The following is a 24415-nucleotide window of genomic DNA, read 5'->3' as shown; positions in this document are numbered from 1 at the left end:
CCGTCAACTTTCTTATTCATTATTATCCACTTAGCGACTTAACCCTTTAACTTCTTGCGCTAACGCGTCGTGACTTTAATGGCAACTCGATATTCTCAATATCCGGGAACGCCAAGATAATAACTTCACCAACCACCCCGCCAGGCCAAGTTTTCGCTGATCGCCTACTTTAGTGCGTTCACTCCCGGCGCTATAACGTTCGCCCGCTCATGTCCATGCGCCACGTCATGACGAAGACTGAGTCCACCACCCCGCGCCACGCCCTTTAGCAGCCCTCCACCGGCCCACAGGGCGCGCCTCAGGCCGCTTTCCGGGGATCGCCGCGAGGCCGTCTCGCAGGGCGACAAGAGCGCCTCCCCGGCATCCGCCGAGTTTTATTGACACATATCAAACGACAAATCAAAACCACTGAGCGAACAACTTCCTTCCTGTCCAACAAGATTTCCCGAGTGCTACGCTTAAACCCGTTAACCGCACTCGACCGGCATCGTAGCGAAGGATTCTTCACGGCTCGCGCACGACACCCCTGACATTCCCGTGCACTCCTGAAGATCACGCTTAATAAATAAGCACAGCCAGTATTAGCCGGAATCCATTAATCACGGTCTTGACGTCGCGGTTACCAATCACGTCCACCCGGCAACGCAGACGACGCGCAGGGCATGCCCGTCGTACACACACCGACGCCGATCGGGTCGATCGACAGGCGGCGGCTGTTGATGAGGAGAGAACCATGGGAATGTGGAAGCTGAGGCGTCGCGATTTCCTGAAGGGGCTGGGGCTGACGAGCACCGGCGCCCTGCTCAGCGGCAATGTCTGGGCACTGAATCGCCTGGAACCGATCGGTGACACCCTGGCCAGCGAGTACCCCTACCGCAGCTGGGAAGACCTGTATCGCAACGAATGGGCCTGGGACAGCGTGGGCCACGCCGCCCACTGCATCAACTGCATGGGCAACTGCGCCTGGGACGTCTACGTGAAGGACGGCATTGTCATTCGCGAAGAGCAGATCGCCAAGTACCCGCAGGTCAATTCCAAGGTGCCCGACGCCAACCCGCGGGGCTGTCAGAAGGGCGCCATCCACTCCACCGCCATGTACGAGGCCGATCGCCTGCGCTACCCGCTCAAGCGCGCCGGCGAGCGCGGCGAGGGCAAGTGGCAGCGCATCTCCTGGGATCAGGCCACCGAGGAAGTCGCCGACAAGATCATCGACATCTTCGAGAAGTACGGTCCCGGCAAGCTCAAGACCCACCAGGGCTCGGGCAACCAGACCATGGTGCGCCAGTCGGCGCCCAACCGCTTCGCCTCGCTGGTCGGCGGCATCCAGCTCGACGGCTTCACCGTGGTGGGCGATCTCAACACCGGCGCCCATCTGGCCTATGGCAATCCGCTGGAGAGCTTCACCTCCGACGCCTGGTTCGACGCCGACTACATCATGCTCGGCATGATCAACCCCAACGCCACCCGGATCCCCGATGCCCACTACATCTGGGAGGCCAAGTACAACGGCGCGCGCATCACCAGCACCGCGCCGGACTATAACCCCAGCTCCATCCATACCGACCTGTGGATGCCCATCAAGCAGGGCTCCGATCCGTTCCTGGCGATGTCGTTCGTCAACGTGATCATCGAGGAGCGGCTCTTCAAGCCCGCCTTCATGAAGGAGCAGACCGACCTGCCAATGCTGGTCCGCCAGGACAACGGCAAGCTGCTGCGCGAGGCGGACCTGGTAGAGGGCGGCTCCGACGAGGTCTTCTACCACTGGGACCTGACCCGCGGCGAGGCGGTGAAGGCCAAGGGCTCGATGGGCGACGACGACAAGACCCTCAAGCTCGGCGACGTCGACCCGGCGCTGGAGGGCGAGTTCGAGGTCGAGGGCATCGCCGTCACCACGGTGTTCGAGCAGGTCAAGCAGGAGGCGGCCAAGTACCCCCCCGAGAGCACCTTCGAATACACCAACATCCATCCGGACGTCGTGCGTCAGGAGGCGCGCTACCTGGCCGCCGCCCGCAAGGCGATCGTGATGCTCGGCTACATCACCTCGAGCTACTCCAACTGCCTCTACATCGGCTGGGGCTACGCCCTGGCGCTGGCGCTGACCGGCCACGGCGGCCGCACCGGCGGGCTGGACACCTCCTGGGTGGTGTGGAACCACCCGAAGTGGACCGAGCTTGCCACCTTCGACGGCAAGAAGTCGGCCCGCTACGAGCCGGGCGGCCTGGGTGAGGTGCTGCGCGGCGGCATGATGGACGGCATCCGCCGGCACTTCGACAACGAGAAGCTCAAGGCGCGCACCGGCTTCGACGTCGACGAGATGGAAGCCATGATGCAGGAGTCCATCGACGAGGGCTGGATGCCCTACTATGGCGAGATCAAGGGCATGATCTCGATCGCCGACAACACCTTCCGGCGCAACAAGATCGCCGAGACCTATCGCGAGGAGCACCTGCGCCAGGCCAGCGAGCTCTACGTCAACATCAACGTGCGCATGGACTCCACCGCCGAGTGGGCCGACTACGTGCTGCCGGCGGCCAGCCACTACGAGGCCTGGGACCTGCGCACCCAGGGCTACCACCGCTTCTGCAACGTCTTCACCCAGTCGGTACCGCCGGTGGGCGAGTGCAAGCCCGACTGGGACATCATGACGCTGCTGACCCAGAAGATTCAGGAGCGCGCCATCGCCCGGGGCATCGGCCCGATCCAGGATGGCGAAGTGACCCGCGACCTGCACACCATTCACGATGACTTCACCCGCAACGGCGAGCTCAACACCGATTACGACGTCTTCCGCTACATCGTCGAGAACTCGCCGGAGTTCGACGGCGTGAGCGTGGAGGAGGCGTCCGAGCGCGGCTTCATCGTGATGAACGAGCAGGCCGGCCTGAACCAGCCGCTGGAGAAGGATCAGCCCTACAACCCCTTCACCGCCCAGACCGACGGCAAGCAGCCCTACGAGACCCTCACCGGGCGCATCACCTTCTACTGCGACCATCCGCGGTTCGTGAAGCTGAAGTCCACGGTTCCCACGGCGCGGCTCTATGCCGGCCCCGAGGCGTCGAACTACCCGCTGCACTTCTACTCTCCCCACGCCCGCTGGGGGATTCACTCCAACTGGCGCAGCAACAAGTACCTGCTGCGGCTGCAGCGCGGCGAGCCCAACATCTACATCAATCCAAAGCTGGCGGCAGAGCGCGGCATCAAGGACGGCGACCGGGTCAAGCTGTTCAACGCCAACGGCGAGTTCTTCGCCCAGGCCAAGTTCTACCCGAGCATTCCGGCCGACTCGATCATGATGGAGCACGGCTGGGAGCCGCATCAGTACATCCATCGCAAGCCGATGAACAACTCCCACGCCACCCTGCTGCAGCCGCTGGAGCTGGTCGGCGGCTGGGGCCACCTCCAGTTCATCTACGCCAAGTGGAACGCCAACCAGGTCATCCACGAGAGCAGCTACGACATCGCGCTGGCCACCGCCGACGAAATCGCTGACCCGCGGGCCGTTTAAGAGGAGATTGCCATGGCTGTCAAACGCCAACTCAGCATGGTGCTGGATCTGAACAAGTGCATCGGCTGCCAGACCTGCACCGCGGCCTGCAAGCTGATGTGGACCAACCGCAACGGGCGCGAGTTCATGTACTGGAACAACGTGGAGACCCAGCCGGGGCTCGGGTATCCGCGCGATTACGAGAACATGGGCGGCGGCTTCGACGCCGACGGCGCGCTGCGCCTGGGCCGCCAGCCGAGCCAGGAGGACTACGGCATCCCGTGGGAGTACAACTACGAGGAGGCGCTGATGACCGGCACCGACCCGTGGCTGCGCCCCCACGTGAAGCCCACCTGGGGCGCTAACTGGGACGAGGACCAGGGCGAGGGCGACTACCCCAACAGCTACTACTTCTACCTGCCGCGGCTGTGCAACCACTGCGCCAACCCCGGCTGCCTGGCGGCCTGCACGCGCAACGCCATCTACAAGCGCCAGGAAGACGGCATCGTGCTGGTCGACCAGGAGCGCTGCCGAGGCTACCGCTACTGCGTCAACGCCTGCCCCTACAAGAAGGTCTACTTCAACGAGCAGATCTCCAAGTCGGAGAAGTGCATCTTCTGCTACCCGCGCATCGAGAAGGGGCTGGCCACCGCCTGCGCCCAGCAGTGCGTCGGCCGCATCCGCTGGATCGGCTATCGCGACGACGAGGAAGGCCCGATCCACCAGCTGGTGGAGAAGTACCAGGTGGCGCTGCCGCTGCACCCCGAGTGGGGCACTCAGCCCAACGTCTTCTACGTGCCGCCGCTGTCGCCCTCCAGGTACGCCTCCGACGGTCGGGAGCTGGACGAGCCGCGCATCCCGCTGGCCTACCTCGAGAGCCTGTTCGGGCCGCGCGTGGGCGAGGTGCTCGACACCCTGCAGGCCGAGCGCCAGGCCAAGGCCGAGGGCCGCGAGAGTGAGCTGATGGACCTGCTGATCGGCTACAACCACGCCGAGATGTTCAAGCTCAGCTGAGCCGGGAGAGACGATCATGACCGCAGCACACGCCCCCCCGATGCCCGCCGTCGCCCGCGCCGAGGCGCGGGGCGCCGTCTACCGCCTGGCCGCCGCGGCACTGGGCTACCCCTTGGCCGAGACCCAGCAGGCCTTCGCCGACGGCCGCTTCCATCAAAGCCTCGACGATGCCTGGCAGCTGCTTTCCGGCGAGCCCTGGCCGCGGCTGACGCCGAGCGCCAGCCTCACCGACCTGGAGGTGGGCTACATGGCCACCTTCGTCCACGGCGACAAGGGCAAGCCCCGGGTGCCACTGGTGGCCAACGCCTACCCCGACCTGCTCGCCGGGCTCTCGCCCGGCAGCTACCTGCTCAACGTCCAGGCCTTCTATCGCCACTTCGGCCTGACCGCGGCGCTGGGCGACGAGGGACTTGCCGACGAGCCGGACCACCTGGTGGCGATGCTCGAGTTCTGCGCCCTGCTCTGCCACCTTGAGCGCCGGGCCCTGGCGGGCGACGCCGACGTCGCCCCCTATCGCCGGGCCCAGCGGGACTTCCTGACCCGCTGCCTCGGCCCGCTGCTGCATGCCGTGCGTGACAGCTACGCCCGGCAGCGCGACCTGGGGCTGGACGCCACCCTGGAGCACCTGATCAAGACCCTGCCGGACTGGGCCGACCGGCAGTGCCGCGCGCTGGAGGCCGAGGTCGGGCCCTGCCCGGACCCGGCCAGCAGCAAGGCGACCCCCGACACCGCAAGCCAGCCCCTCTGGGACTGAACGTGATCCGACCAACGAGGAACCACGTCATGACACTGCGTCACCTGCTCTACGGCACCGCCGCCCTGGCGATGGCACTCACCACCGCCAGCGGCGCCTTTGCCGCTCATCCCGAGCTCAACCCCAACGTCACCGAGATTCAGCCCGGAGACACCGTCAAGGCGTCCCGGCTGCCCGCGGACATCTACCTGCGCATCCAGAACGATCCCGACGACCTGATCTGGGATCGCCTGCCGATGTACCGCACCACCCTGCTGGCCGCCCCGCCGGTGCATGAGTCGGTCCAGCTGCGCTTCGACGACGGCGCCACCCGCGCCAAGCACCTCTACTTCCAGGTCGCCCGCTCCAGCGAGCGCTTCTACATCCGCCTGCACTGGAAGGACGACAGCGAGAATCGCGCCACCACGGTGGACGACTTCCGCGACGGCGTGGCCGTGCAGTACGCCCTGGGCGACGTCGATACCTCCTACATGATGGGCTCCGGGCCGGACGCGCCCGTCAACATCTGGTACTGGCGCGCCGATCACGAGCAGACCATCGAGAACCTCGCCGCCGGCGGCTACGGCAGCACCACCCGGCTGCCCGAGCAGAGCGTCGCCGGCGCCAGCGACTACATCCAGGAGGCAATCCCCCAGAACAGCGAGTGGCACGTGGTGATGTCGCGCCCGCTGGCGGCCGAGGGCGAGCATCAGGTGAGCTTCGAGCGCGACCAGGTGCCGATGGCCTTCGCCCTGTGGGAGGGCAGCGACAACGAGCGCGACGGCGACAAGCGCGTCACCCACACCTGGATCCTGCTGGACCCCGGTGCCAACGACACCTAACGCCGAGGAGGCATCACGATGTCGGTATCCCACTTTCCCCCCCGCGACCCCGGCCCCGCCCGCGACCCGCTGGCGCTGGCCCCCGAGGACTGCGGTCGCGGCCACGCCTGCCAGTTCTGCCCCCAGGAGGAGACCTGTCGCCTCGAGAAGGGCCATCACGAGAAGCGGCTGATAGAGTCGCGCCTGGCCCAGATCGGCCAGATCATCATGGTGATGGCCAACAAGGGCGGCGTCGGCAAGAGCACCGTCTCGGCCAACCTGGCCGCGGGGCTCGCCGCGCGGGGTTATCGCGTGGGGGTGGCCGATGCCGACATCCACGGTCCCAACCAGAGCCGCTTCTTCGGCTTCGTCGGCCAGCGCGTGCGCCTCGGCGGAAACGGCCTGACGCCCTGCGCCTTCGAGGACGATGGCATCGCGCATCCGCTACGGATCGGCTCGCTGGCCTTCATGATGGAGCGCGACGACACCCCCATCGTGTGGCGCGACGCCTACAAGCACGACTTCATGCACCACCTGATCGGCTCCTTCGACTGGGGGCCGCTGGATTTCCTGGTGATCGACATGCCGCCGGGCACCGGCAACGAGCTGATCACCCTGGCCGACCTGCTCGAGGGTCACGACGTGGCCGCGCTGCTCGCCACCACGCCCCAGGAAGTGGCGCTGATGGACAGCCTCAAGGCGGTGCGCTTCTGCCAGGAGCGCCAGCTGCCGCTGCTCGGGGTGGTGGAGAACATGGCCGGCGTCACCTGCCCCCACTGCGGCGGCGAGTTCCACCTCTTCCCGCGGGCCCACCTGGCCGAGGCGCTGGCCGAGGTCGAGGTCGACTCCCTGGCGCAGATCCCGCTCTCGCCGGCGCTGGCCAGCGGTTCCGACCGCGGCCAGCCGATCGTGCTGGCCGCCCCCGAGGGCCCCGAGGCGCGCGCCTTCGCCCCGGTGGTGGAGGCCTGCGTGGCCCACGCCCGCCAGGGCTTCGCCGAGGCCGCGGCGCACTCGCTGCAGGCGCTGGCCAGCGAGGCCAGCGATGGGCTGGAGGCCGCCCTAGCAAGCGTCCCGCCGGAGCAGCGCGACGCCCTGCGCGACGAGTTGCAGGATCAGCTCGCCGGCCTGCTCGGCGACGCGCCCCGGCCTCCCGCTCCCGACGACACCATCCGCTAGGAGCCTGTCGGACTTGACCAATCGTCGCGAGAGGGACGGATTTCGAGACAAGTTTATCGATCTGATGAGGCGAATAGCCCGCTATTTAACGAATCAGATCGAGTGAAGTTGGCCGAAAGACCGGTTCTCGCAGTAGATCAGCGTTAACTCCGACAGGCTCCTAGTCCACCGCCTTCGCTTGCCGCTTTTTCAGGACGCCACGCCATGACCCAGACTCGCCCTGCCGTCACCCCCCAGGCCGATCGCCGCCGCTTCTTCCGCCAGCTGCTCGACGGGGGCAAGCCCAACACGCCTCAGCGCGCCTCCTGGCGCCGCGTCCCCGAGGTGGGCGCCGGCGACGGCGACGTGCTGTGGTCGGGCCTGGCCGTCGACGGCGAGGTGTTCGTGGTCGGCGACGAGGGCATGGTGCTGCACTTCGACGGCCATACCGAGGGCCAGGCGTGGACGCACATGACCTCGCCCACGCGGCTGCCCCTGCACGGCCTCTGGGGCCCCTCGCGGGACAACCTCATCGCCGTGGGTTGGATGGGCACCGTGCTGCACTTCGACGGCAGCGCCTGGCAGTCGGTGCGCGGCGGCGTGGTCGACGAGGCCAGCGGCCGCTTCGCGCCCTGCCTCGAGAACACCCCGCTGTTCGCCATCGACGGCAACGCCCGCGGCGAGGCCTGGGCGGTGGGCGACGACGGGGTGATCCTGCACTTCGACGGCGCATGCTGGCAGGCGGAAGAGAGCCCCACCCAGGTCAACCTGCGCGCCGTCGCCTGCGCGCCGAACGGCCAGGTCTATGCCGCCGGCGGCGAGGGCACGGTACTGCGCCGCGACGGCGACGGCCGCTGGACGCGGCTTCCCTGCCAGCTGGGCTCGGGCTTCCACGCCCTGCTGGCGGTCGGCGACGACGAGCTGCTGCTCGGCGGCGGTCGCTACTTCGTCGATCAGGGCGGCTTTCGCGGCGAGCTGGTCCGCTACCGCGACGGCGATTTCCAGGCGCTGACCTTCAGCACGCCGCTGCCGCGCCTGCGGGCGCTGAAGGCCTACAAGGACGGGACGCTGATCGTCGGCGACCAGGGGCATCTCTACTACCTGCAGGACCTGCGCCTCGACCGCCTGGAGAGCAACAGCCTCCACGACCTGATGGACATCGTGCCCCTGCCCACCGGCGAGGCCCTGGCGGTGGGCGATTTCGGCACCATCATGACCGCCGCCCCCGACTTCACCGAGGCCCTGGCGCCGCCGCCCGCGGCGGTGCGCCCCACGGCGTGGGAGGCCATGGCCTCGCCCACCGACCGTCAGCTGTGGGGCCTGTGGGAGGCACCCGACGGCAGCTGCTACGCTTGCGGCGAGGCCGGCACCGTGCTGCGCCTGACGAACGAGACCTGGGAGATCCTGCCGGCGCCCAGTGAACTGGCCGTGCACTGCGTCTGGGACGCCGGCCACGGCGGGCTGTTCGCCGCCGGCCAGCTGGGCCGCATCTACCGCTTCGACGGCGAACGCTGGCAGCTGCATTTCGACCTGCACCTGGACCTGACGATCCTCGCGATGTGGGGCACCGGCCCCGACTCGATCTATGCGGTGGGCGACGAGGGCCTGGTACTGCACTTCGACGGCCTGGGCTGGCGGCGCATGCCGAGCGGCACCTCTTCGGCCCTCTACGGGCTCTGGGGCCTGGACGACCAGCACCTGCTGGCCGTGGGAGACTTCGGCCTGGTGCTGCGCTACAACGGCCGCGAGTGGGCCGAGTTCAAGGTCGGCACCGAGAGCTTCCTCTACGGCGTATGGGGTCAGGCCCTGGACGACATCTACGCCGTGGGGCTCTCCGGCGCCCTGGCCCACTTCAACGGCCAGCGCTGGCAGATCGAGCCGACGCGGCTGCGCGACGACCTGCTGAGCATCGCTGGCTCGCCGGCCGCCGGGATCAGCGCCGTAGGCACCCGCGGGCGCGCCCTGCGCCTGACGGAGGGCCAGTGGCTGAGCGAGGAGACCGGCACCGAGGCCGGACTGCGTGCGGTGTGCGCCACCCGCGGCGGCGCCACCTACGCGGTGGGGGATCGCGGCACCATCATGCTCCGCCGGCCGGAGGCCTGAGCCTCGCCGGCGGATGACGCGGGCCCCGGGCGCTTGTTCTAGCGCTCGTTGGCGCGCCGGCTCACGCTGCAGCCCAGGCAGCGCCGAAAGGTCGCCTCGGCCGGGGTACGAATCAGCGTCGTCGCCGCCTCATCCACGTTTCCCCCCAAGGCCGTGAAGGGCAGCGAAACAAGGAACACGCCCGTCCCGGCCACCGTTGCCACCGCCAGCAGCGGACGGGCGATGAGCGCATCGGCCACCATGGCCCCGCCGCTGGGGCCAGCCCTGTCCTCGTAGTCGTCCAGAGCCACGGCCGACAGGCTGGCCGCCATCAACACCAGTGCCAGCGCCATATGCCCCAGCATCTTGCCCGCTCGTTTCATCGCTATGCTCCCTGCCTCTGGATTGCCATGCGGCCTTTCGGTGCTGAGCGCGCCGCATGGACTTAATTCTAGTTAATATATAGAATCACCAAGGTTACACTTTTCCACATAACCTTACACAAGGGTAGTCGCCTTTCGCGCACCGCCCATCATCTGCAGGGAGCGCATGATGAAACGTCTTATCACCACCGCCATCCTCACCGGCCTGGTCGCCTCGCCCGTCTTTGCCCAGAGCTACCAGCACACCCCGAATGAGGGACCTTATCTGGGCGTCGGGCTGGGACACGCCTCACTCGACAACGATACGTTGGATTTTCTGGACGATGTCGGGTTCAGCACTGACGATAGCGACACCGGCTACAAGCTGTTCGGCGGCTACCAGTTCAACCCCAACTTTGCTGTTGAAGCGGGTTATGTCGACTTCGGCGAGTACACTGCCAGTGGCGCAGAAGCCGGTGACAGCGCCAAACTGAAACTGGGCGTTGACGGTTTCACTGCCGCACTGGTCGGCAAGCTACCGATTGAGAACGGTTTCAGCGTACACGGCAAGCTGGGCATGATCGCTTGGGACGGCGACCTGAATTTCAATGCAAATATTGGCGGGCAGTCCTATCGAGCAACAGGTGGCGAAGACGGCACCGACCCCTTCTATGGCATCGGCGCTGAATACGTCGTCGACCAGGTGATGCTGCGCGCCGAGGTTGAGCGCTATGACATTAGCGACAGCGGCGAGGATTTCGAGATCGATCTGATTTCCGCCAGCATCGGCTACCGCTTCTGATCGCGACCCGAGCATCGTGACGGCCCCGCCACTCGGCGGGGCCGTTGCGTTATGGGGCGGGAAACGACACCCTCCCTCGTTTCACCATCAGAGGACCCGCCGTGACGTCGACCAAGACCGCTGGGACGCCGACGCGCATCTGGGCGCTGGCCTGGCCGATCATCCTCTCCAACATCACCGTGCCGCTGCTCGGGCTCGTCGATACCGCCGTGGTCGGCCACCTGCCCGACTCGCGCTATCTCGCCGGGGTTACCCTCGGCGCCACGCTGTTCAGCTTCCTCTACTGGGGCTTCGGCTTCCTGCGCATGGGCACCACCGGCCTCACCTCCCAGGCGGTGGGACGCGAGGCCGATGGTGAGGTGCGCAACCTGCTCGGCCAGTCGCTGCTGCTCGCGCTGGTGATCGGCCTGGGGCTGATACTCGCCGGCGGCCCCCTGGTGACGCTGGGGCTGTGGCTGCTCGACGGCAGCGAGGTGGCCACCGAGCTCGCCGCGGAGTACGCCCGCATCCGGCTGCTCTCGGCGCCGGCGGTGCTGGCCAACTACGCCATCCTCGGCTGGTTCCTCGGCCAGCAGAACTCGCGGGTCACGCTGGCCATCCTGGTGCTGACCAACAGCGTCAACATCGCTCTGGACCTGCTGTTCGTGGTGGGGCTGGGCATGACCAGCGACGGCGTGGCCTGGGCCACGGTGATCGCCGACTACACGGCGCTGGCCTTCGGCCTATGGCTGGTCTCGCGCCAGCTCAGGTGGCTCTCGGGGCGCTTCCTGCGCAGCCGGATCCTGCGCCTGGCCGCCTATGGCGAGCTCTTCCGGGTCAACGCCAATCTCTTCGTGCGCACCCTGGGCCTGCTGTTCGCCATGGCCTTCTTCACCTCCCGCGGCGCCGCCCAGGGCGATACCGTGCTGGCGGCCAACGCCGTGCTGCTGCAGTTCATCATGCTGACCAGCTACGCCCTGGACGGCTTCGCCCATGCCGCCGAGGCGCTGGCCGGCCGCGCCGTCGGCCGCCGGCGCTTCGACGAGTTCGGCAAGGTGGTCGGCAGCGCCGCGCGCTTCTCGCTGGTCACCGCGGGCATCGCCGCACTAGCCTTCGCGCTGGGCGGCGAGGTGCTGATCGCGCTGCTCACCGGCCTGCCGGAAGTGCGCGAGACGGCGGGCGCCTACCTGCCCTGGATGGTCGTCATGCCGCTGGTGGCGGTGTGGAGCTACCTGCTGGACGGCGTCTTCATCGGGGCGACGGCGATCCGCGAAATGCGCAACAGCATCTATGCCGGCCTCGCCGTCTACCTGCCACTCTGGTGGCTCACCCAGGGACTGGGCAACCACGGCCTGTGGCTCTCCTTCCTGGCCTTCGCCCTGGTACGCTCGGGGGTGCTCGCGGCCTACTACCGGCACCATCGCCGCACCCGCTGGCGCCATCACGAGGGGGCCGCCTGCGTTGACGACGCGCCCCGCCCCGGGTAGCACAAGCCTCTGAGATTGCGCTACTTTCTGTCGGGTACGCCATACAGACAACAGAACAAGGGAACCCCCATGCTCAAGGCTCTATCGCGGCCGGCCGTCAAGCTGGTCGAAAGGTACCTGCCCGATCCCTACATCTTCGTGCTGCTGCTGACGGTCATCGCCGCCGCCGCGGCCATCGCCGTGGAGCGCCAGACCCCGCTGGCGGTGCTGCGCTTCTGGGGCGACGGCTTCTGGAACCTGCTGACCTTCTCGATGCAGATGCTGCTGGTGCTGGTCACCGGCTTCATGCTGGCAAGCTCGCCCCCCGTCAGCCGCCTGCTGCAGAGGCTGGCCGGCCTGGCCAACAACGCCGGCGCCGCCATCCTGCTGGTGACCCTGGTCTCGCTGGCCGCCAGCTGGATCAACTGGGGCTTCGGCCTGGTGGTCGGCGCGCTGTTCGCCAAGGAGCTGGCCCGCCAGATCAAGGTCGACTACCGCCTGCTGGTGGCCAGCGCCTACTCCGGCTTCGTCGTCTGGCACGGCGGGCTGGCCGGCTCCGTGCCGCTGGTGATCGCCACCGAGGGGCACTTCGCCGTCGAGCAGATCGGCGTGATCGGCACCGGCGAGACCATCTTTTCGCTGTTCAACATCGCCATCGTGCTCTGCCTGTTCGTGGCGGTGCCGCTGGTCAACCGGATGATGCTCCCGGACGAGAAGGACAGCGTCTACATCGACCCCGCGCTGCTGGGTGAGACCGAGACGAAGCGGCCGCGCATCACCCGCCCGGCGGAGCGACTCGAGAACAGCACCACCCTCGCCTGGCTGGTCGGCATCCCCGGCCTGCTGTTCCTGGTCGATCACTTCGTGCTGCGCGGCGGCGGCCTCAACCTGAACGTGGTGAACCTGCTGTTCCTGTTCCTGGCCATCGTGCTCCACCGCACGCCCCAGAGCCTGCTCAACAGCCTGCAGGAGGCGATCAAGGGCGGCGCCGGCATCGTCATCCAGTTCCCCTTCTACGCCGGCATCATGGCGATCATGGTGCAGTCGGGGCTCGCCGAGAGCCTGTCCGGCGCGCTGATCTCCTTCGCCACCGAGGCGACCCTGCCCTTCTGGTCCTTCATCAGCGCCGGCATCGTCAACATCTTCGTGCCCTCCGGCGGCGGCCAGTGGGCCGTGCAGGCCCCGGTGATGCTGCCGGCCGCCCAGGCCCTGGGCGTGGATATCCCGCGGGTGGCCATGGCCGTGGCCTGGGGCGACGCCTGGACCAACCTGCTGCAGCCCTTCTGGGCGCTGCCGGTGCTCGGCATCGCCGGACTCAAGGCCAAGGACATCATGGGCTTCTGCCTGATCCAGCTGCTGATCACCGGCATCATCATCGCCATCGGCCTGACCTGGTTCTGAACCGAGGTCACGCCTGGCGTGATCCGACGACGCCTCGCTCCCTCTTCCGGGGGCGAGGCGTTATGCTTGAGCAAACCGCATAAAACCACCTGACGAGATCCCTTCGATGGACGACCAGACCCTCCCCGGCCAGCACGAGCTCTCGATGACCGTGCTGATGACGCCGGACATGGCCAACTTCAGCGGCAAGGTGCACGGCGGCGCCATCCTCAAGAAACTCGACGAGGTGGCCTATGCCTGCGCCAGTCGCTACGCCGGCCACTACGTGGTGACGCTCTCCGTCGATCAGGTGCTGTTCAAGCAGCCGATCCACGTCGGCGAGCTGGTCACCTTCCTGGCCTGCGTCAACCACGTGGGCAGCTCCTCCATGGAGATCGGCATCAAGGTGGTGGCCGAGGATATCCGCCACAAGATGATCCGCCACACCAACAGCTGCTACCTGACCATGGTCGCCGTGGACGACCACGGCAAGCCGGCACGGGTGCCACCGCTACGGCTGGACACCCGCCTACAGAAACTGCGCTTCGAGAAGGCGGCCCTCCGCAAGAAGCTGCGCAAGCAGGCCGAGGAGGAGGAGCGACGCACCCAGGAAGAGCACGGCGAGCTCTAAAGCAGAGGGGCGTCGCTTAGCCGCAGTCGATGGCGGTGATGAGGTCGCGTTCGTCCAGGCGCACGTTGAGGCGGTCCTGGCGATAGTCGAGGGTGGCGGCCGTGCCGGGGTGCAGCACCCGCAAGGTGGTTGCGCCGCCCTCGGCCTGAAGTGTCTCGCCGAGCGTGGCGGTGAAGCGCTGCCCGACGCGGTCCTGCAGCGATGCGGCGTCGCACGTACCACCGGCGGCCACGCTGGGCGGAGGCGGAGCGGGCGCCGGGGCAGGTGTGTTCGACGAGCCGGCACAGCCGGCCAGCAGCAGGCCGACGAGAAACGGCGCTAGCGCCTTGAGGGGCATGGTCTTCTCCTCTTCCATGATGAAGGGCGTCCATGATGAAGGGCCCGGAACGGTCAATCCCGTTCCGGCAGGCGGCGGCGTACGCTGAATCAGGAGCTGGAGCGCTGGATGGCCTCGCCACCCTCCTCGATATCCTGACCGGCGCCGCGGATGGTATTGCAGCCACCGAGCAACGACACGGTGAACAGCGCGACCAGTACCAGTGCGAGTGTCCGTTTCATGCTTGCCTCCTCGAGTCTTTCCAATGTGCCATAGGGGTTTGACACTCCCTCAATCTAGCACGCGACTGTCGGCGCCGCCGACTGCCTATCCCAGCAGCAGCCGCAGGATGATCGCCGCGATGACCGCGAGAGTCAGCCACTTGACGACAAGGGCCCCGCGCGCGCTCATGTTGACCTTCACCGCCAGCCAGGCGCCCAGCATGCTGCCCGCCGCCAGCACCAGGCCGTAGCCCCAGCGCACTTGATCGTTGACCAGGAAGATCGCCAGGGCCGGCAGTGTATAGACCAGCACGATCAGCACCTTGAAGACGTTCACCTGGGCCAGGTCGATCTTCAGCATGCGGTAGAGCACCACGATGAAGAGTATCCCCACCCCGATCTGGATGAAGCCCCCATAGAGGCCGATGGCAAACATCGCCAGATAGACGGCGGGCGTGAGGCGCTCGGCGGTGAGCGGCCTGGTCTCCACCCGCGGCTGGGGCAGCAGCATCAGCACCGCCGAGCCCGCCATCACCGCGATCAGGATCGCCTCGAACAGGGCATCATCGGTCTGCAGGGCCAGCCAGGCGCCGGCCAGCGAGCCGATGACCGCCGGCACCGACAGCCGCAGGGAAAGCCCTAGGTGCGAGGCCCCCGCGCGCAGGAAGCTGGCCACCGCCGAGACGCTCTGCAGGGCCACGGAGACCCGGTTGGTGCCGTTGGCCGCCTGGGGTGGCAGTCCCAGGAACATCAGCAGCGGCAGCGTGAGCATCGAGCCCCCGGCGGCGAGCACATTGATGAAACCAGCCAGGGTGCCGATGGTCAGCAGAGCGAGGGCCTCGAGCAGCGTCATGATGGCGTCCGTGCGTAGCGAGTCGAAGGCCGCCCAGCATACCGGCCCCGCCCGGCCGGGGGAATCTGCTCGCCCTCGCCCCGCTGTGCCATCATGGGCGCGATACGGACAGCCCTGCGACAGGAGACGAACGATGCCGGATTTCGAGCCCGATGCCCGCCTGGTGGCGGATACCTACCCGATCACCGAGCTGCCGCTCTGCCAGCTGCGGCTGATGGACGATGCGCGTTTCCCCTGGCTGGTGCTGGTGCCGCGCCGCCACGAGGTCAGCGAGGTCTTCGAACTCGACGAGCGGGCCCAGCGGCAGCTGTGGCGGGAGGCCACGCAGGTCGGTCGGGCCCTGCTCGAGGCCCTCGAGGGCGACAAGCTCAATATCGCCAGCCTCGGCAATGTGGTCGCCCAGCTGCATGTGCATGCCGTGGTGCGTCGCCGCGAGGACGCCGCCTGGCCAGCGCCGGTATGGGGCCACGGCCGGGCCGAGCCCTACGACCCGGACGCCCTGGCCGCCATGCGCGCCCGCATCCTGGCCGAACTGGAACGACTCGACCTGGGCTCAGGGGATCAGGGCTCTGGCAATCAGGGCACTGGCGATCAGGACTGAGGGGCGTCGAACTCAGGCCGATCTCAGGGGAGTAGCCCCAGCCGCGCCTGCAGGTCGGTGAGAAAGGGATCCAGCAGGCCGGGCGGTAGCGCCCGGCCGCCCCGGGTGGCGATGGCCTCGACGCGGCTGCTGCCCTCGGCGCCCGGCGAGACGCGCAGCGAGACGCCATAGCCCGGCATGCGCGCCAGGGCGGCGTCCAGCCGCCCCAGCTCATCGTCGGCATGGCGAATCACATAGCCGCGCGCCATCAGCAGCTGCATGGCCTCGCGCAGGGTGGCCTCGGGGGCTGCCGCCAGGCGCAGCTCGCGCGGTGCGCTGGGCGGCGGCGAGGCACAACCGGCGAGCCAGGCGGCCAGCAGCAGGATGAGCAGCGCGCGCGTCATGTCACCTCCCCGGCCGGGGCGGCCTGGATGGCGCGACGCAGGTCGCGGCAGAAGTCGGCGTCGCTGGCGCTGCGCGACTCGCGCAGATCGCCCCGCCAGTCGATCAGGCGAATATCGCGGGTCACCCGCAGCGCTTGCTCATCGACCACCACCGAGACCCGCTCGGCGCGGGTGGCCTCGTCGATGCCCGGCCCGGCGCCGCCGCCGAAGCCGAGCACCACGCCCGTGCCCACGTGGCCGCCGCTGCCGCCGCGCACGAAGCCGCCGATGCGCGGCAGGCGCTCGACGCCGTTGTCGTGGTAGATGGTGGTGCGGGCCCGGTCGGCGCTGACCAGCCCAAGCGAAGCATCGGTGTGGCGCACCACGAAGCCCTCCGCCTCCAGGGCCGTGATCACTCGAGCCAGGTCATCGCCGGGCCCCGCGGGCCAACGGCACTCGGCGGAGGGCGCGGGCTCGGCCACCGGCAGGGTCGTCGGCGTCATCTGGCACCCGGCCAGCACGCCCGGCAGCAGCCACAGCAGCCATGCACGCATGGGATCGTCTCCAGAAATGGATATGTTCAGTCTAGTCCGGATGGCGCTGGCGACGAAACGCACGGGGGCCTGTTGGCCGCGTGCGGCGCGAGACCTTGAATCACGCCCCCGACGCCCGCAGGTCATCGGCATCGGCTATGGTGGCCATGGAGAGAATTGGCTTACCCGCGACCAGCGGGCCACCGTACCCTGTCCACAAAGCGATCAAGGAGGCATTGCATGAGCGACACCAACACCATCGGCCTGCACGAGGCCAGCGCCAGCCAGCTCGCCGAGAAGCTCAACGAGCTGCTGGCCAACTACCAGATCTTCTACATGAACGTGCGCGGCTATCACTGGAACGTGAAGGGTCGGCAGTTCTTCCAGCTCCACGAGAAGTTCGAGGAGTTCTACACCGACCTGCTGGTCAAGGTCGACGAGGTCGCCGAGCGCATCCTGACCCTGGGCCACACCCCGGTGCACGCCTACAGCGACTACGTGAAGATCGCCCGGATCGAGGAGGACAAGGACGTCCACGACGGCGAGGCCTGCGTGCGCGGCGTGCTCCAGGGCTACCAGACCCTGATCGAACTACAGCGCGAGCTGCTCTCGCTGGCTTCCGACGCCGACGACGAGGGCACCGCCGCCCAGGCCGGCGACTACATCCGCGAGCAGGAAAAGACCGTGTGGATGCTGGGCGCCTATCTCGGCTGATCGCCCCATCCCGCGCATGAATGCAGAACGCCGCCCTCGGGCGGCGTTCTGGCGTCTGGCGGTCGCGTGCCGGGCTCAGGCACGATTCGACGCCGGCGACTCGTCCCCGCCCAGCTCGCCCTCCCCGTCAGACGGTTCTTCTTCCCCTTCCTCGCCGTGGTCACCGGCGGCGGCGCGCACCAGCTCGGCGGGCAGCGGCTTTCGCATGCGAACGCCCAGACGCTCCAGCTCGGTGGCCTGGGCCACCAGGCTGCCCTGGCCGCTGGAGAGTCGCCCCATGGCCCGGCGCTGGCTGTCGCTCGCCCGCTCCAGGTGGCGCCCCACCTCCTCCAGGCTCTCGACGAAGCCGGAGAACTTGGCCAGCAGCTTCTCGGCCCGCTCGCCGATCAGCCGCGCGTTCTCGTTCTGGCGCTCCAGGCTCCACAGGCCCGCCACGGTGCGCAGGCTCGCCAGCAGGGTGGTCGGGGTGACCACCACCACCTGACGGTCGAAAGCCTCCTGGAAGAGCGAGGGGTCACGCTCGAAGGCGGCGGCGAAGGCCGGCTCCACCGGCACGAAGAGGAACACGAAGTCCGGCGAGTTAAGCCCCGGCAGGGCCGGGTAATCCTTGTCGGAGAGGCCCGCCACGTGGCTGCGCAGCGACTGCAGGTGGGCCTTCATGGCCGCCTCCCGCTCGTCCTGTGCCTCGGCGTTGACCACCCGGGTCCAGGCGACCAGCGATACCTTGGCATCGACGATCAGGTGGCGGTCGTCGGGCAGGTAGATCACCGCGTCGGGGCGCTGGCGCCCCTGCTCGCCCTGCAGCGAGACCTCGCGGCGGTACTCGATATCGCGGCGCAGGCCACTGCGCTCGAGCACGGTCTCGAGCATCAGCTCGCCCCAGTTTCCCTGAGCCTTCTGGTCGCCCTTGAGCGCCCGGGCGAGCCCCGCGGCCTCCTCGCCGAGGCGGGCGTTGAGCCCGGCGAGCTGCTCGAGCTGCGCCTTGAGCGAGCCGCTGTCGCGGCTCTGCTGGCCGTGGAGTTCCTCGACCCGGCGGCGGAACTGATCGACCTGCTCGCGGAAGGGCTTGAGCGTCGCCTCGAGGCCGTCGCGGCTCTGGGCCGAGAAGGCCTGCTGGCGCTCCTCGAAGATGCGCCCGGCCAGCTGGCGAAACTCCTCCTTGAGCCGCTCTCGCGCCTCCTCCAGCAGGGCCAGCTGCTCGCGATGGCGCAGCGCCATCTGATCGCGCTCGGTCTCCAGCCGGGTGGCCCGCTCGCGCTGCTCGGCGAGTCGGTCGCGGGTGGCGACGAGCTCGGCCTCGAGGGCCGCCAGGCGCTCGCGGCTGGCATCCAGCTGGGCGTCACTCTGGGCCAGCTCCTGCTCGAGGCGCCGCACACCGGCCTCGAGATCCGAGCGCGCCTGCTCACCGGCGGCGAGCCGCGTCTCCGCGTCCGCCAGGCGGCGGCGCCAGCCCAGCGCCAGGGCGGCGGTCAGCGCCAGCAGCCCCGCCAGCGCCATTGCGACCCAGTCGGCCGGACCGGCCGCTTGCAGCCATTCGTTCATCACGAGCTCGGCGCGCCGCAGGATCGGTCGGCGTCTTCCGCGCCCAGGGTAGCCAGGTCCTCCTCTTTCACCGTGGCCAGGTCCTCCACCAGGACGCGCAGCAGCGTCCAGAACTCCTCCACCGAGGACAGCTCGACCCGCTCGTCCGGCGAGTGGGCGCCGCGGATCAGCGGTCCGAAGGAGATCATGTCAAGCTGAGGGTACTTGCCGCCGAGGATGCCGCACTCCAGGCCCGCATGGATCACCTTCACCTCGGGGTCCTGGCCCAGCCGCTCGGCGTGCAGGCGGCGAAAGCGCGCCAGCAGCGGGCTTGCCGGGTTCGGCGTCCAGCCGGGATAGGCGTTCTCGACCCGGGTGCGGGCGCCGATCAGCTCGAAGAGCGCGCGGAAGCGATCGGCGATGTCCGCCGTGGCGCTGTCGCGCAGCGAGCGCACCAGGGCGCAGAGGTGGAAGCGTCCGGCGGAGAGGCTGACCACCCCGAGGTTGTTGGAGGTCTCCACCACCCCGGGCAGCGCGACGCTCATCCGCTCGACGCCGCAGGGCGCCACGTGCAGGGCACGCACCAGGAGGTGGCTGGCATGCGCCGTCAGGGGCTCTGCCGACGGAGCAGACGGGGCCTCGCAGGGCCTCAGGTCCAGCGAGAGCCCCTCGTCGACGCCGGCCAGCTCGGCGCGCAGCTCGGCCTCGAGGGCCGCCACCCGCGCCTCGGCGTGGGAGCGCGCGTCCTCCGGCAGGGCCAGGGTAGCGAAGGCCTCCCGCGGCAGGGCGTTGCGCAGGGTGCCACCGTGGTAGTCGACGAGCCGCGCCCCGTGGGGCTCCAGGGCGCGCAGCACCCGCACCAGCAGGCGGTTGGCGTTACCGCGCCCCTTGTGGATATCGATGCCGGAGTGGCCGCCCGAGAGTCCGGTGAGCGAGAGCGAGAGCGCCACCTCACCGGCCTCCAGCGGCGCGGTGGGCAGCTGGGCATCCACGATGACGTCGGCGCCACCGGCACAGCCGATGTAGACCTGGCCGCGATCCTCGGAGTCCAGGTTGAGCAGCACGCGGCCCTCGAGCCAGCCCTCGGCCAGATTCAGGGCGCCGCCCATGGAGGACTCCTCCTCCAGGGTGAAGAGCGCCTCCAGCGGACCGTGGATCAGGGCGCCATCCTCGAGGATCGCCAGCGCCGCGGCCACGCCGAGGCCGTTGTCGGCGCCGAGGGTGGTGTGGCGGGCATGCAGCCAGCCGTCGACCACCCGGGTGTCGATGGGGTCGCGGGTGAAGTCGTGAGGATGGTCGGCATTGGCCTGGGCGACCATGTCCAGGTGCCCCTGCAGGATCACCCCGGGCGCCTGCTCGTACCCGGGCGCGGCGGGCTTGCGGATGCGCAGGTTGCCGAAGGCATCGCGGTCGTGGGCCAGGCCCAGGCCATCGGCCCAGCGCTCGAGGGTCGCCACCAGGGCGGCCTCATGGCCGGAGGGGCGCGGCGTATTGCACAGGGTGCGGAAATGGCGCCACAGGGGCCGGGGCGAGAGCTGCTCGAGATGTGCGTTCATGGGGCCTCTGTCCGACGGGGAATTCGGGCACTCTACCGCCCGGCCTGATCGGGGGAAAGTCCGCCGTCGCGATCATGAAGGCGCGCCACGGCCTCGCGCAGCCAGGCCTGGACGCCCTTCTTGCCTGACACGCCCAGCCGCGGTGCCAGCCAGCTCGCGCCGCGCCCCTGGAAGGCCCAGGCCGCCAGCAGCGCCGGCGCCTCGTCATGTCCTTCGTCGCGTTCATCGTCACGCGCTGGGGACTCGTCCCTGGCGCAGCGCCGCACCAGCGCCTGGATCGCCGGGCGCGCCAGGGCCGGCTCGCGGTGGCCGAAGGCCACGTCCTCAATATCACGCCGGTCCGCGGCGTCGAGGGCTGCCGCCGGGCCCTCGGCGAGCAGGGCCAGTGCCACCGCGGGCTCGAGCTCGGCCAGCTCGAAGGCCAGCAGGCCCGGCAGCTGGCGCTGAAAGCGCGCCTGGAGGCGCTCGGCCAGCGACTCGCCGATCACACTGGTGGGGCGAACCACCATCAGCGCGTGCTCGCCGGTGGCGGTCTCACGGGTCAGCCCCAGGCGCACCGCGCGAAAGCCCGCTGCGCGCCAGAAGGCCAGCAGCCCCGGCTCGGCGCCGAAGCTCGCCCCCAGCAGGTCGATGCCCTCGTCGTGGGCCCGCTCGAGCTCGGCGGCAAGCAGGCGCTGCCCCCACCCATGGCGGCGCCGACCGGCAGGCACGGCGATGCGCAGCACCCGGCGCAGGCGCGCGGTCAGCGCCTCGCGCTCTCCGGCATGGGCGGCCAGCGACTGGGCCAGCAGGTGGCCGCGCGGGCGCCGCTCGCCCCGCGCCACCCGCTCGGCGAGATCGGCCGCAAAGCCACCCTCGTCGCCACACACCGCCACGCCCTGCAGGACCGAGCCCGCCTCGAGGGTGGTGATGGCCACGCCCGGGCCGTCCAGCAGCCGGCGCAGGTCGGCGGGCGTGGTGCGGTAGTGGGCCTGCACCAGCAGGCCGAACAGCGCCCGCAGACGCGGCTCGTCGCCGGCCAGGGCGTCGCGATCCAGGCGGCGACACGCGGCCGCTTCGTCGGCGGATTCTGCCATATCCGGCTCGGCGTCCAGCAGCAGCAGGCGGGAGGTGAGCGCCTCCAGGGGATCGCCCGGCGCCCAGCGAATCGGCTCGGCCAGGTGGCACTCGCGAAAGTCGGGCGTCAGGCGCTCGAGCCGCTCACGAAAGCGCAGCGCGAAACCGCGCCCCGAGCCCTCGTAGCCGTGCACGGTGGTGGCGAAGGCGAGCCGCGGGAAGGCCTCGAGCCAGCGCCCCAGCAGGGGGGCGGGAATCGCCGCCGCCTCATCCACCAGCAACAGCCGACCGGGACCGCCGACCTCGCCCTGCTCGGCCAGGCGGGCCAGCTCGTCGGGGGCCAGGAAGCGCACCCGCCCCCCGACCGCCTCGAAGACATGGCCGTGCCGCTGCCCCTCGGGGCAGAGCGCCGCCAGGCGCTCGAAGAGCCCGGCCACTGCCGCCGGACGCGGCGCGGTGACCAGGATCTCGGTTTCGCCTGCTCCTGACCCAGCCCCTGTGCCTTCCGCCAGCAGCCGCGCGCAGGCGATGCCCAGCGCCGCCGTCTTGCCGCGGCCGCGATCGGCGGTCAGCACCAGCGGCCGGCGGCGACGCAGCCGAGTCAGCCGGGCGACCGCCTCGGCCTGGTCGCGGGTCAGGCAGGCGGCATCACCGGGCGAGGCCGGATGGTGAGGAGCCGGCCATGACAGGGCCTCGGGCAGGCGCGGTGCCTCCCCCGCCGTCCAGCGGATCACCCGCGCATCCTCGGCCAGCAGGCGGGCGAGGCGCGCCAGATAGCGGGCGGTGAGCTGCTCCGCCCGCCAGGGGTGCTCGGCGAGGCGGGCGTAGTCGGCGTCGGGGCGCTGCCCCCAGTCGGGCGGCGTCATCAGCACCAGCAGGCCGCTGGCCGTGAGCGTGCCGGCCAGCGCCCCGACCGCCTCGGGATCGAAGCCGCACCCGGCGGAGACGGCATCGATCACCACCAGGTCCTGCTCGCCGCCCAGGCGCGTGCGGGCCTTCGCCGCCGGCAGCCAGGCCGACGCCGCCACGCCCTCGGGGGGCGCGGCGGCGACCCACAGGGGCGCCCGCCACTGCCCTTGCTGCCCCTGTCCCTGATGCCATAGCCCCAGCGCCTCGCGCCGACAGGCCTCGGCCTCGCCGGTCAGCCACACCAGGCCGCGCCAGCGGCACCGCGCGAGGCGTCTCGCCTGCGCCAGCAGGGCACCGGTCGCGCCCGCCTCCCGGTCGTTGTTGCCCCTCTCGCTGTCTACTCTGCCGCTCATGGCGTTGCCTCCTGTCGCCGCCGCCCTGCCTGAGGCGCCTTTCTCGGCGCCCTCACCTACCACTTTGGTCCTATGTCAGCGCCGCGTTCAACGCTGCATGCTCTCCATGAGCGTCCGTTTACGTTAACGTAAACATCAAGCAACCCCTTGATTATCATGCCATAGCTCACCGCCCAGGCGGGCCGGCACCCCGCGGATCGGGCCCCCTGTCGCCGGCAGCGCGCTCCGTCATCTTCACATCAGCGCGATCGAATCCTGCAGGGACGACGTGCTAGCTTGAGGCGAGCGCCGCGACGCCGTCGGAGCGACGGGGTCGCGGCGGGTGGACCGGCTTGGCCAACGCGGTGCTTATCGGCATCGCCGCTCGAACCAACAAAAGGGACAAAAAATGACAGCACTGCGCACCTTCACCCTCACCGGCATCGCCGCCGGCGTCGCCCTCGCCGCCCTGAGCACCACCGCCCAGGCCCAGGAAACCTGGACCATGACCACCACCTGGCCGGACAACCTGGACCTGATCCAGATCGACCGCCACTGGGCCGAGCTGGTCAACACCCTGGCCGGTGACGAGCTGACCATCAACTTCCGCGCCGGCGGCACCCTGATGCCCGGCACCGAGGTGTTCGACGCCACCCAGACCGGCGCCATCCAGGCGGCCGGCGACTGGCCCGGCTACTGGGCCGGCCTGAGCCCGGCCTTCTCGCCGCTGGCCACCACCACCAGCCTGTTCAACGGCGTGGACTACCTGAACTGGATCAACCAGTGGGGCGGCTTCGAGCTCTACCAGGAGGTCTACGGCGACTACAACATGGTCTACCTGCCCTACGGCATCACCAACAACGAGTCCGGCTTCCGCGGTGGCACGCCCATCGAGAGCATCGCCGACCTGGAGGGCAAGCGCCTGCGCCTCTCCGGTCGCGACCAGGGCCGGGTGCTCGAGCAGCTCGGCGGCTCCCAGGTGACCCTGGCCGGCGGCGAGATCTACCAGGCCATCGAGCGCGGCGTGGTCGACGGCGCCGAGTTCTCCACCCCGGGCGTGGACTACAAGGCCGGCTTCTCCGAGGTCGCCGACTACTGGTCCGTGCCGGGCTGGCACCAGTCCGCCAGCGTGTTCGGCGTGATGATCAACCAGGACGCCTGGGACGCCCTCTCCGAGGAGACCCAGGAGAAGCTGAAGATCGCCGCCCAGGCGACCATGGCCTGGTCACTGGCCTGGTCCGAGCGCGAGTCCACCGAGGGCACGGTGAAGTTCATCGAGGACGGCACCGAGATCAACCAGCTCTCCGAGGAGGACCTCGCCGAGATCCAGCGCATCACCAACGAGGTGATCGTCCAGGGCGCCTGCGAGGACCCGATGCACGCCAAGGTCTATCACTCCATGATCAGCTACCTGCAGCACTACGCCAACTGGCGTGACATCTCGGTGCCCTACAACATGAGCCGCGTCACCGACGACCTGCCGTCCCTGGAGGAGATCGAGGCCTGCATGAACCAGTAAGCGGCCCGGGCCG

22 protein-coding genes are annotated in these 24415 nt (G+C 69.1%); 13 read left to right on the top strand and 9 right to left on the bottom strand.

From position 1 onward, the window contains the following. The first annotated feature begins 733 nt into the window (after positions 1–733). From clrA to ABE957_RS06780, 6 genes are all read left to right on the top strand, one after another. A complete protein-coding gene (clrA, locus tag ABE957_RS06805) occupies positions 734–3505 on the top strand; it encodes a chlorate reductase subunit alpha (RefSeq protein WP_349757918.1) in 2772 nt (923 codons plus the stop codon). 12 nt (positions 3506–3517) lie between these two features. Continuing rightward, positions 3518–4498, top strand: coding sequence for a chlorate reductase subunit beta (gene clrB, locus ABE957_RS06800; protein WP_349757917.1), 981 nt, complete (start codon positions 3518–3520; stop codon positions 4496–4498). A gap of 16 nt (positions 4499–4514) precedes the next feature. Next, positions 4515–5252 (top strand): molecular chaperone TorD family protein, encoded by a 738-nt coding sequence (locus ABE957_RS06795; RefSeq protein WP_349757916.1) that lies wholly within the window; start codon positions 4515–4517, stop codon positions 5250–5252. Positions 5253–5281: 29 nt separating this feature from the next. Beyond that, positions 5282–6073, top strand: coding sequence for a DOMON domain-containing protein (locus tag ABE957_RS06790; RefSeq protein WP_349757915.1), 792 nt, complete (start codon positions 5282–5284; stop codon positions 6071–6073). Between the two features lie 18 nt (positions 6074–6091). Next, positions 6092–7228 (top strand): Mrp/NBP35 family ATP-binding protein, encoded by a 1137-nt coding sequence (locus ABE957_RS06785; RefSeq protein ID WP_349757914.1) that lies wholly within the window; start codon positions 6092–6094, stop codon positions 7226–7228. Between the two features lie 204 nt (positions 7229–7432). Then, on the top strand, positions 7433–9310 hold the full coding sequence (locus tag ABE957_RS06780; protein WP_349757913.1) for a hypothetical protein: 1878 nt from the start codon (positions 7433–7435) through the stop codon (positions 9308–9310). Between the two features lie 38 nt (positions 9311–9348). Here ABE957_RS06780 and ABE957_RS06775 read toward each other — a convergent pair whose 3' ends face one another. Further along, complete coding sequence (locus ABE957_RS06775) at positions 9349–9672, bottom strand: hypothetical protein (protein ID WP_349757912.1); 324 nt, start codon at positions 9670–9672, stop codon at positions 9349–9351. A 169-nt stretch (positions 9673–9841) separates the two neighbouring features. On the opposite strand from ABE957_RS06775, the gene ABE957_RS06770 reads away from it, so the two are divergent. From ABE957_RS06770 to ABE957_RS06755, 4 genes are all read left to right on the top strand, one after another. Then, complete coding sequence (locus ABE957_RS06770; protein ID WP_349757911.1) at positions 9842–10453, top strand: outer membrane beta-barrel protein; 612 nt, start codon at positions 9842–9844, stop codon at positions 10451–10453. Positions 10454–10554: 101 nt separating this feature from the next. Further along, positions 10555–11919: an MATE family efflux transporter gene (locus ABE957_RS06765; protein WP_349757910.1), complete on the top strand. Its 1365-nt coding sequence runs from the start codon at positions 10555–10557 to the stop codon at positions 11917–11919. Positions 11920–11988: 69 nt separating this feature from the next. Then, on the top strand, positions 11989–13299 hold the full coding sequence (locus ABE957_RS06760) for a short-chain fatty acid transporter (protein ID WP_349757909.1): 1311 nt from the start codon (positions 11989–11991) through the stop codon (positions 13297–13299). 106 nt (positions 13300–13405) lie between these two features. Then, positions 13406–13909, top strand: a complete 504-nt coding sequence (locus ABE957_RS06755) for an acyl-CoA thioesterase (protein WP_349757908.1) — start codon at positions 13406–13408, stop codon at positions 13907–13909. 16 nt (positions 13910–13925) lie between these two features. Here the strand turns inward: ABE957_RS06755 and ABE957_RS06750 are convergent, their stop codons facing one another. The 3 genes from ABE957_RS06750 to ABE957_RS06740 form a co-directional block, all read right to left on the bottom strand. Next, positions 13926–14264 carry an I78 family peptidase inhibitor gene (locus ABE957_RS06750; protein WP_349757907.1) on the bottom strand — a complete coding sequence of 113 codons (339 nt, stop codon included), beginning with the start codon at positions 14262–14264 and terminating at the stop codon, positions 13926–13928. A 71-nt stretch (positions 14265–14335) separates the two neighbouring features. Continuing rightward, positions 14336–14467: an entericidin A/B family lipoprotein gene (locus ABE957_RS06745; RefSeq protein ID WP_349757906.1), complete on the bottom strand. Its 132-nt coding sequence runs from the start codon at positions 14465–14467 to the stop codon at positions 14336–14338. An 85-nt stretch (positions 14468–14552) separates the two neighbouring features. Further along, a complete protein-coding gene (locus ABE957_RS06740; protein ID WP_349757905.1) occupies positions 14553–15299 on the bottom strand; it encodes a sulfite exporter TauE/SafE family protein in 747 nt (248 codons plus the stop codon). 133 nt (positions 15300–15432) lie between these two features. Between ABE957_RS06740 and ABE957_RS06735 the strand changes: the two genes are divergently transcribed. Further along, positions 15433–15900 carry an HIT domain-containing protein gene (locus ABE957_RS06735; protein WP_349757904.1) on the top strand — a complete coding sequence of 156 codons (468 nt, stop codon included), beginning with the start codon at positions 15433–15435 and terminating at the stop codon, positions 15898–15900. 23 nt (positions 15901–15923) lie between these two features. Here ABE957_RS06735 and ABE957_RS06730 read toward each other — a convergent pair whose 3' ends face one another. Together ABE957_RS06730 and ABE957_RS06725 are read right to left on the bottom strand one after the other, a co-directional pair. Further along, positions 15924–16283 carry a hypothetical protein gene (locus tag ABE957_RS06730; protein WP_349757903.1) on the bottom strand — a complete coding sequence of 120 codons (360 nt, stop codon included), beginning with the start codon at positions 16281–16283 and terminating at the stop codon, positions 15924–15926. Further along, positions 16280–16816, bottom strand: a complete 537-nt coding sequence (locus ABE957_RS06725) for a hypothetical protein (RefSeq protein ID WP_349757902.1) — start codon at positions 16814–16816, stop codon at positions 16280–16282. Before ABE957_RS06725 ends, ABE957_RS06730 begins: the two co-directional genes overlap by 4 nt. Before the next feature lie 219 nt (positions 16817–17035). Here ABE957_RS06725 and ABE957_RS06720 point away from each other — a divergent pair, with 219 nt between their 5' ends. Then, positions 17036–17509, top strand: coding sequence for a Dps family protein (locus tag ABE957_RS06720; protein WP_349757901.1), 474 nt, complete (start codon positions 17036–17038; stop codon positions 17507–17509). Between the two features lie 75 nt (positions 17510–17584). Here ABE957_RS06720 and ABE957_RS06715 read toward each other — a convergent pair whose 3' ends face one another. From ABE957_RS06715 to ABE957_RS06705, 3 genes are read right to left on the bottom strand one after another with little or no spacing between them, the layout of a single operon-like run. Beyond that, a complete protein-coding gene (locus ABE957_RS06715) occupies positions 17585–19051 on the bottom strand; it encodes a DNA recombination protein RmuC (RefSeq protein ID WP_349757900.1) in 1467 nt (488 codons plus the stop codon). After that, a complete protein-coding gene (locus ABE957_RS06710) occupies positions 19051–20586 on the bottom strand; it encodes an aminoacyl-histidine dipeptidase (protein ID WP_349757899.1) in 1536 nt (511 codons plus the stop codon). Before ABE957_RS06710 ends, ABE957_RS06715 begins: the two co-directional genes overlap by 1 nt. Before the next feature lie 32 nt (positions 20587–20618). After that, the gene (locus tag ABE957_RS06705; RefSeq protein ID WP_349757898.1) at positions 20619–22904 is read right to left on the bottom strand and encodes a tRNA(Met) cytidine acetyltransferase TmcA; all 2286 of its coding nucleotides are present in this window, start codon (positions 22902–22904) and stop codon (positions 20619–20621) included. A 388-nt stretch (positions 22905–23292) separates the two neighbouring features. Between ABE957_RS06705 and dctP the strand changes: the two genes are divergently transcribed. After that, positions 23293–24402: a TRAP transporter substrate-binding protein DctP gene (dctP, locus tag ABE957_RS06700; RefSeq protein WP_108447458.1), complete on the top strand. Its 1110-nt coding sequence runs from the start codon at positions 23293–23295 to the stop codon at positions 24400–24402. Positions 24403–24415: the final 13 nt, after the last annotated feature.

Origin of the sequence: Halomonas pelophila, assembly GCF_040196315.1 — a bacterium.
In the GTDB taxonomy this organism is placed as follows: domain Bacteria; phylum Pseudomonadota; class Gammaproteobacteria; order Pseudomonadales; family Halomonadaceae; genus Halomonas; species Halomonas pelophila.
This window is presented reverse-complemented; position numbering and strand designations above follow the sequence as displayed.

Coding starts and splice junctions, on each gene's coding strand:
- ABE957_RS06745 (WP_349757906.1), bottom strand. CDS start 14,467: ATGAAACGGACACTCGCACTGGTACTGGTCGCGCTGTTCACCGTGTCG.
- ABE957_RS06725 (WP_349757902.1), bottom strand. CDS start 16,816: ATGCGTGCATGGCTGCTGTGGCTGCTGCCGGGCGTGCTGGCCGGGTGC.
- ABE957_RS06770 (WP_349757911.1), top strand. CDS start 9,842: ATGAAACGTCTTATCACCACCGCCATCCTCACCGGCCTGGTCGCCTCG.
- ABE957_RS06715 (WP_349757900.1), bottom strand. CDS start 19,051: ATGAACGAATGGCTGCAAGCGGCCGGTCCGGCCGACTGGGTCGCAATG.
- ABE957_RS06780 (WP_349757913.1), top strand. CDS start 7,433: ATGACCCAGACTCGCCCTGCCGTCACCCCCCAGGCCGATCGCCGCCGC.
- ABE957_RS06750 (WP_349757907.1), bottom strand. CDS start 14,264: ATGGAAGAGGAGAAGACCATGCCCCTCAAGGCGCTAGCGCCGTTTCTC.
- ABE957_RS06720 (WP_349757901.1), top strand. CDS start 17,036: ATGAGCGACACCAACACCATCGGCCTGCACGAGGCCAGCGCCAGCCAG.
- ABE957_RS06755 (WP_349757908.1), top strand. CDS start 13,406: ATGGACGACCAGACCCTCCCCGGCCAGCACGAGCTCTCGATGACCGTG.
- ABE957_RS06735 (WP_349757904.1), top strand. CDS start 15,433: ATGCCGGATTTCGAGCCCGATGCCCGCCTGGTGGCGGATACCTACCCG.
- ABE957_RS06710 (WP_349757899.1), bottom strand. CDS start 20,586: ATGAACGCACATCTCGAGCAGCTCTCGCCCCGGCCCCTGTGGCGCCAT.
- ABE957_RS06775 (WP_349757912.1), bottom strand. CDS start 9,672: ATGAAACGAGCGGGCAAGATGCTGGGGCATATGGCGCTGGCACTGGTG.
- clrB (WP_349757917.1), top strand. CDS start 3,518: ATGGCTGTCAAACGCCAACTCAGCATGGTGCTGGATCTGAACAAGTGC.
- ABE957_RS06795 (WP_349757916.1), top strand. CDS start 4,515: ATGACCGCAGCACACGCCCCCCCGATGCCCGCCGTCGCCCGCGCCGAG.
- ABE957_RS06730 (WP_349757903.1), bottom strand. CDS start 16,283: ATGACGCGCGCGCTGCTCATCCTGCTGCTGGCCGCCTGGCTCGCCGGT.
- clrA (WP_349757918.1), top strand. CDS start 734: ATGGGAATGTGGAAGCTGAGGCGTCGCGATTTCCTGAAGGGGCTGGGG.
- ABE957_RS06760 (WP_349757909.1), top strand. CDS start 11,989: ATGCTCAAGGCTCTATCGCGGCCGGCCGTCAAGCTGGTCGAAAGGTAC.
- ABE957_RS06705 (WP_349757898.1), bottom strand. CDS start 22,904: ATGAGCGGCAGAGTAGACAGCGAGAGGGGCAACAACGACCGGGAGGCG.
- ABE957_RS06740 (WP_349757905.1), bottom strand. CDS start 15,299: ATGACGCTGCTCGAGGCCCTCGCTCTGCTGACCATCGGCACCCTGGCT.
- ABE957_RS06785 (WP_349757914.1), top strand. CDS start 6,092: ATGTCGGTATCCCACTTTCCCCCCCGCGACCCCGGCCCCGCCCGCGAC.
- ABE957_RS06790 (WP_349757915.1), top strand. CDS start 5,282: ATGACACTGCGTCACCTGCTCTACGGCACCGCCGCCCTGGCGATGGCA.
- dctP (WP_108447458.1), top strand. CDS start 23,293: ATGACAGCACTGCGCACCTTCACCCTCACCGGCATCGCCGCCGGCGTC.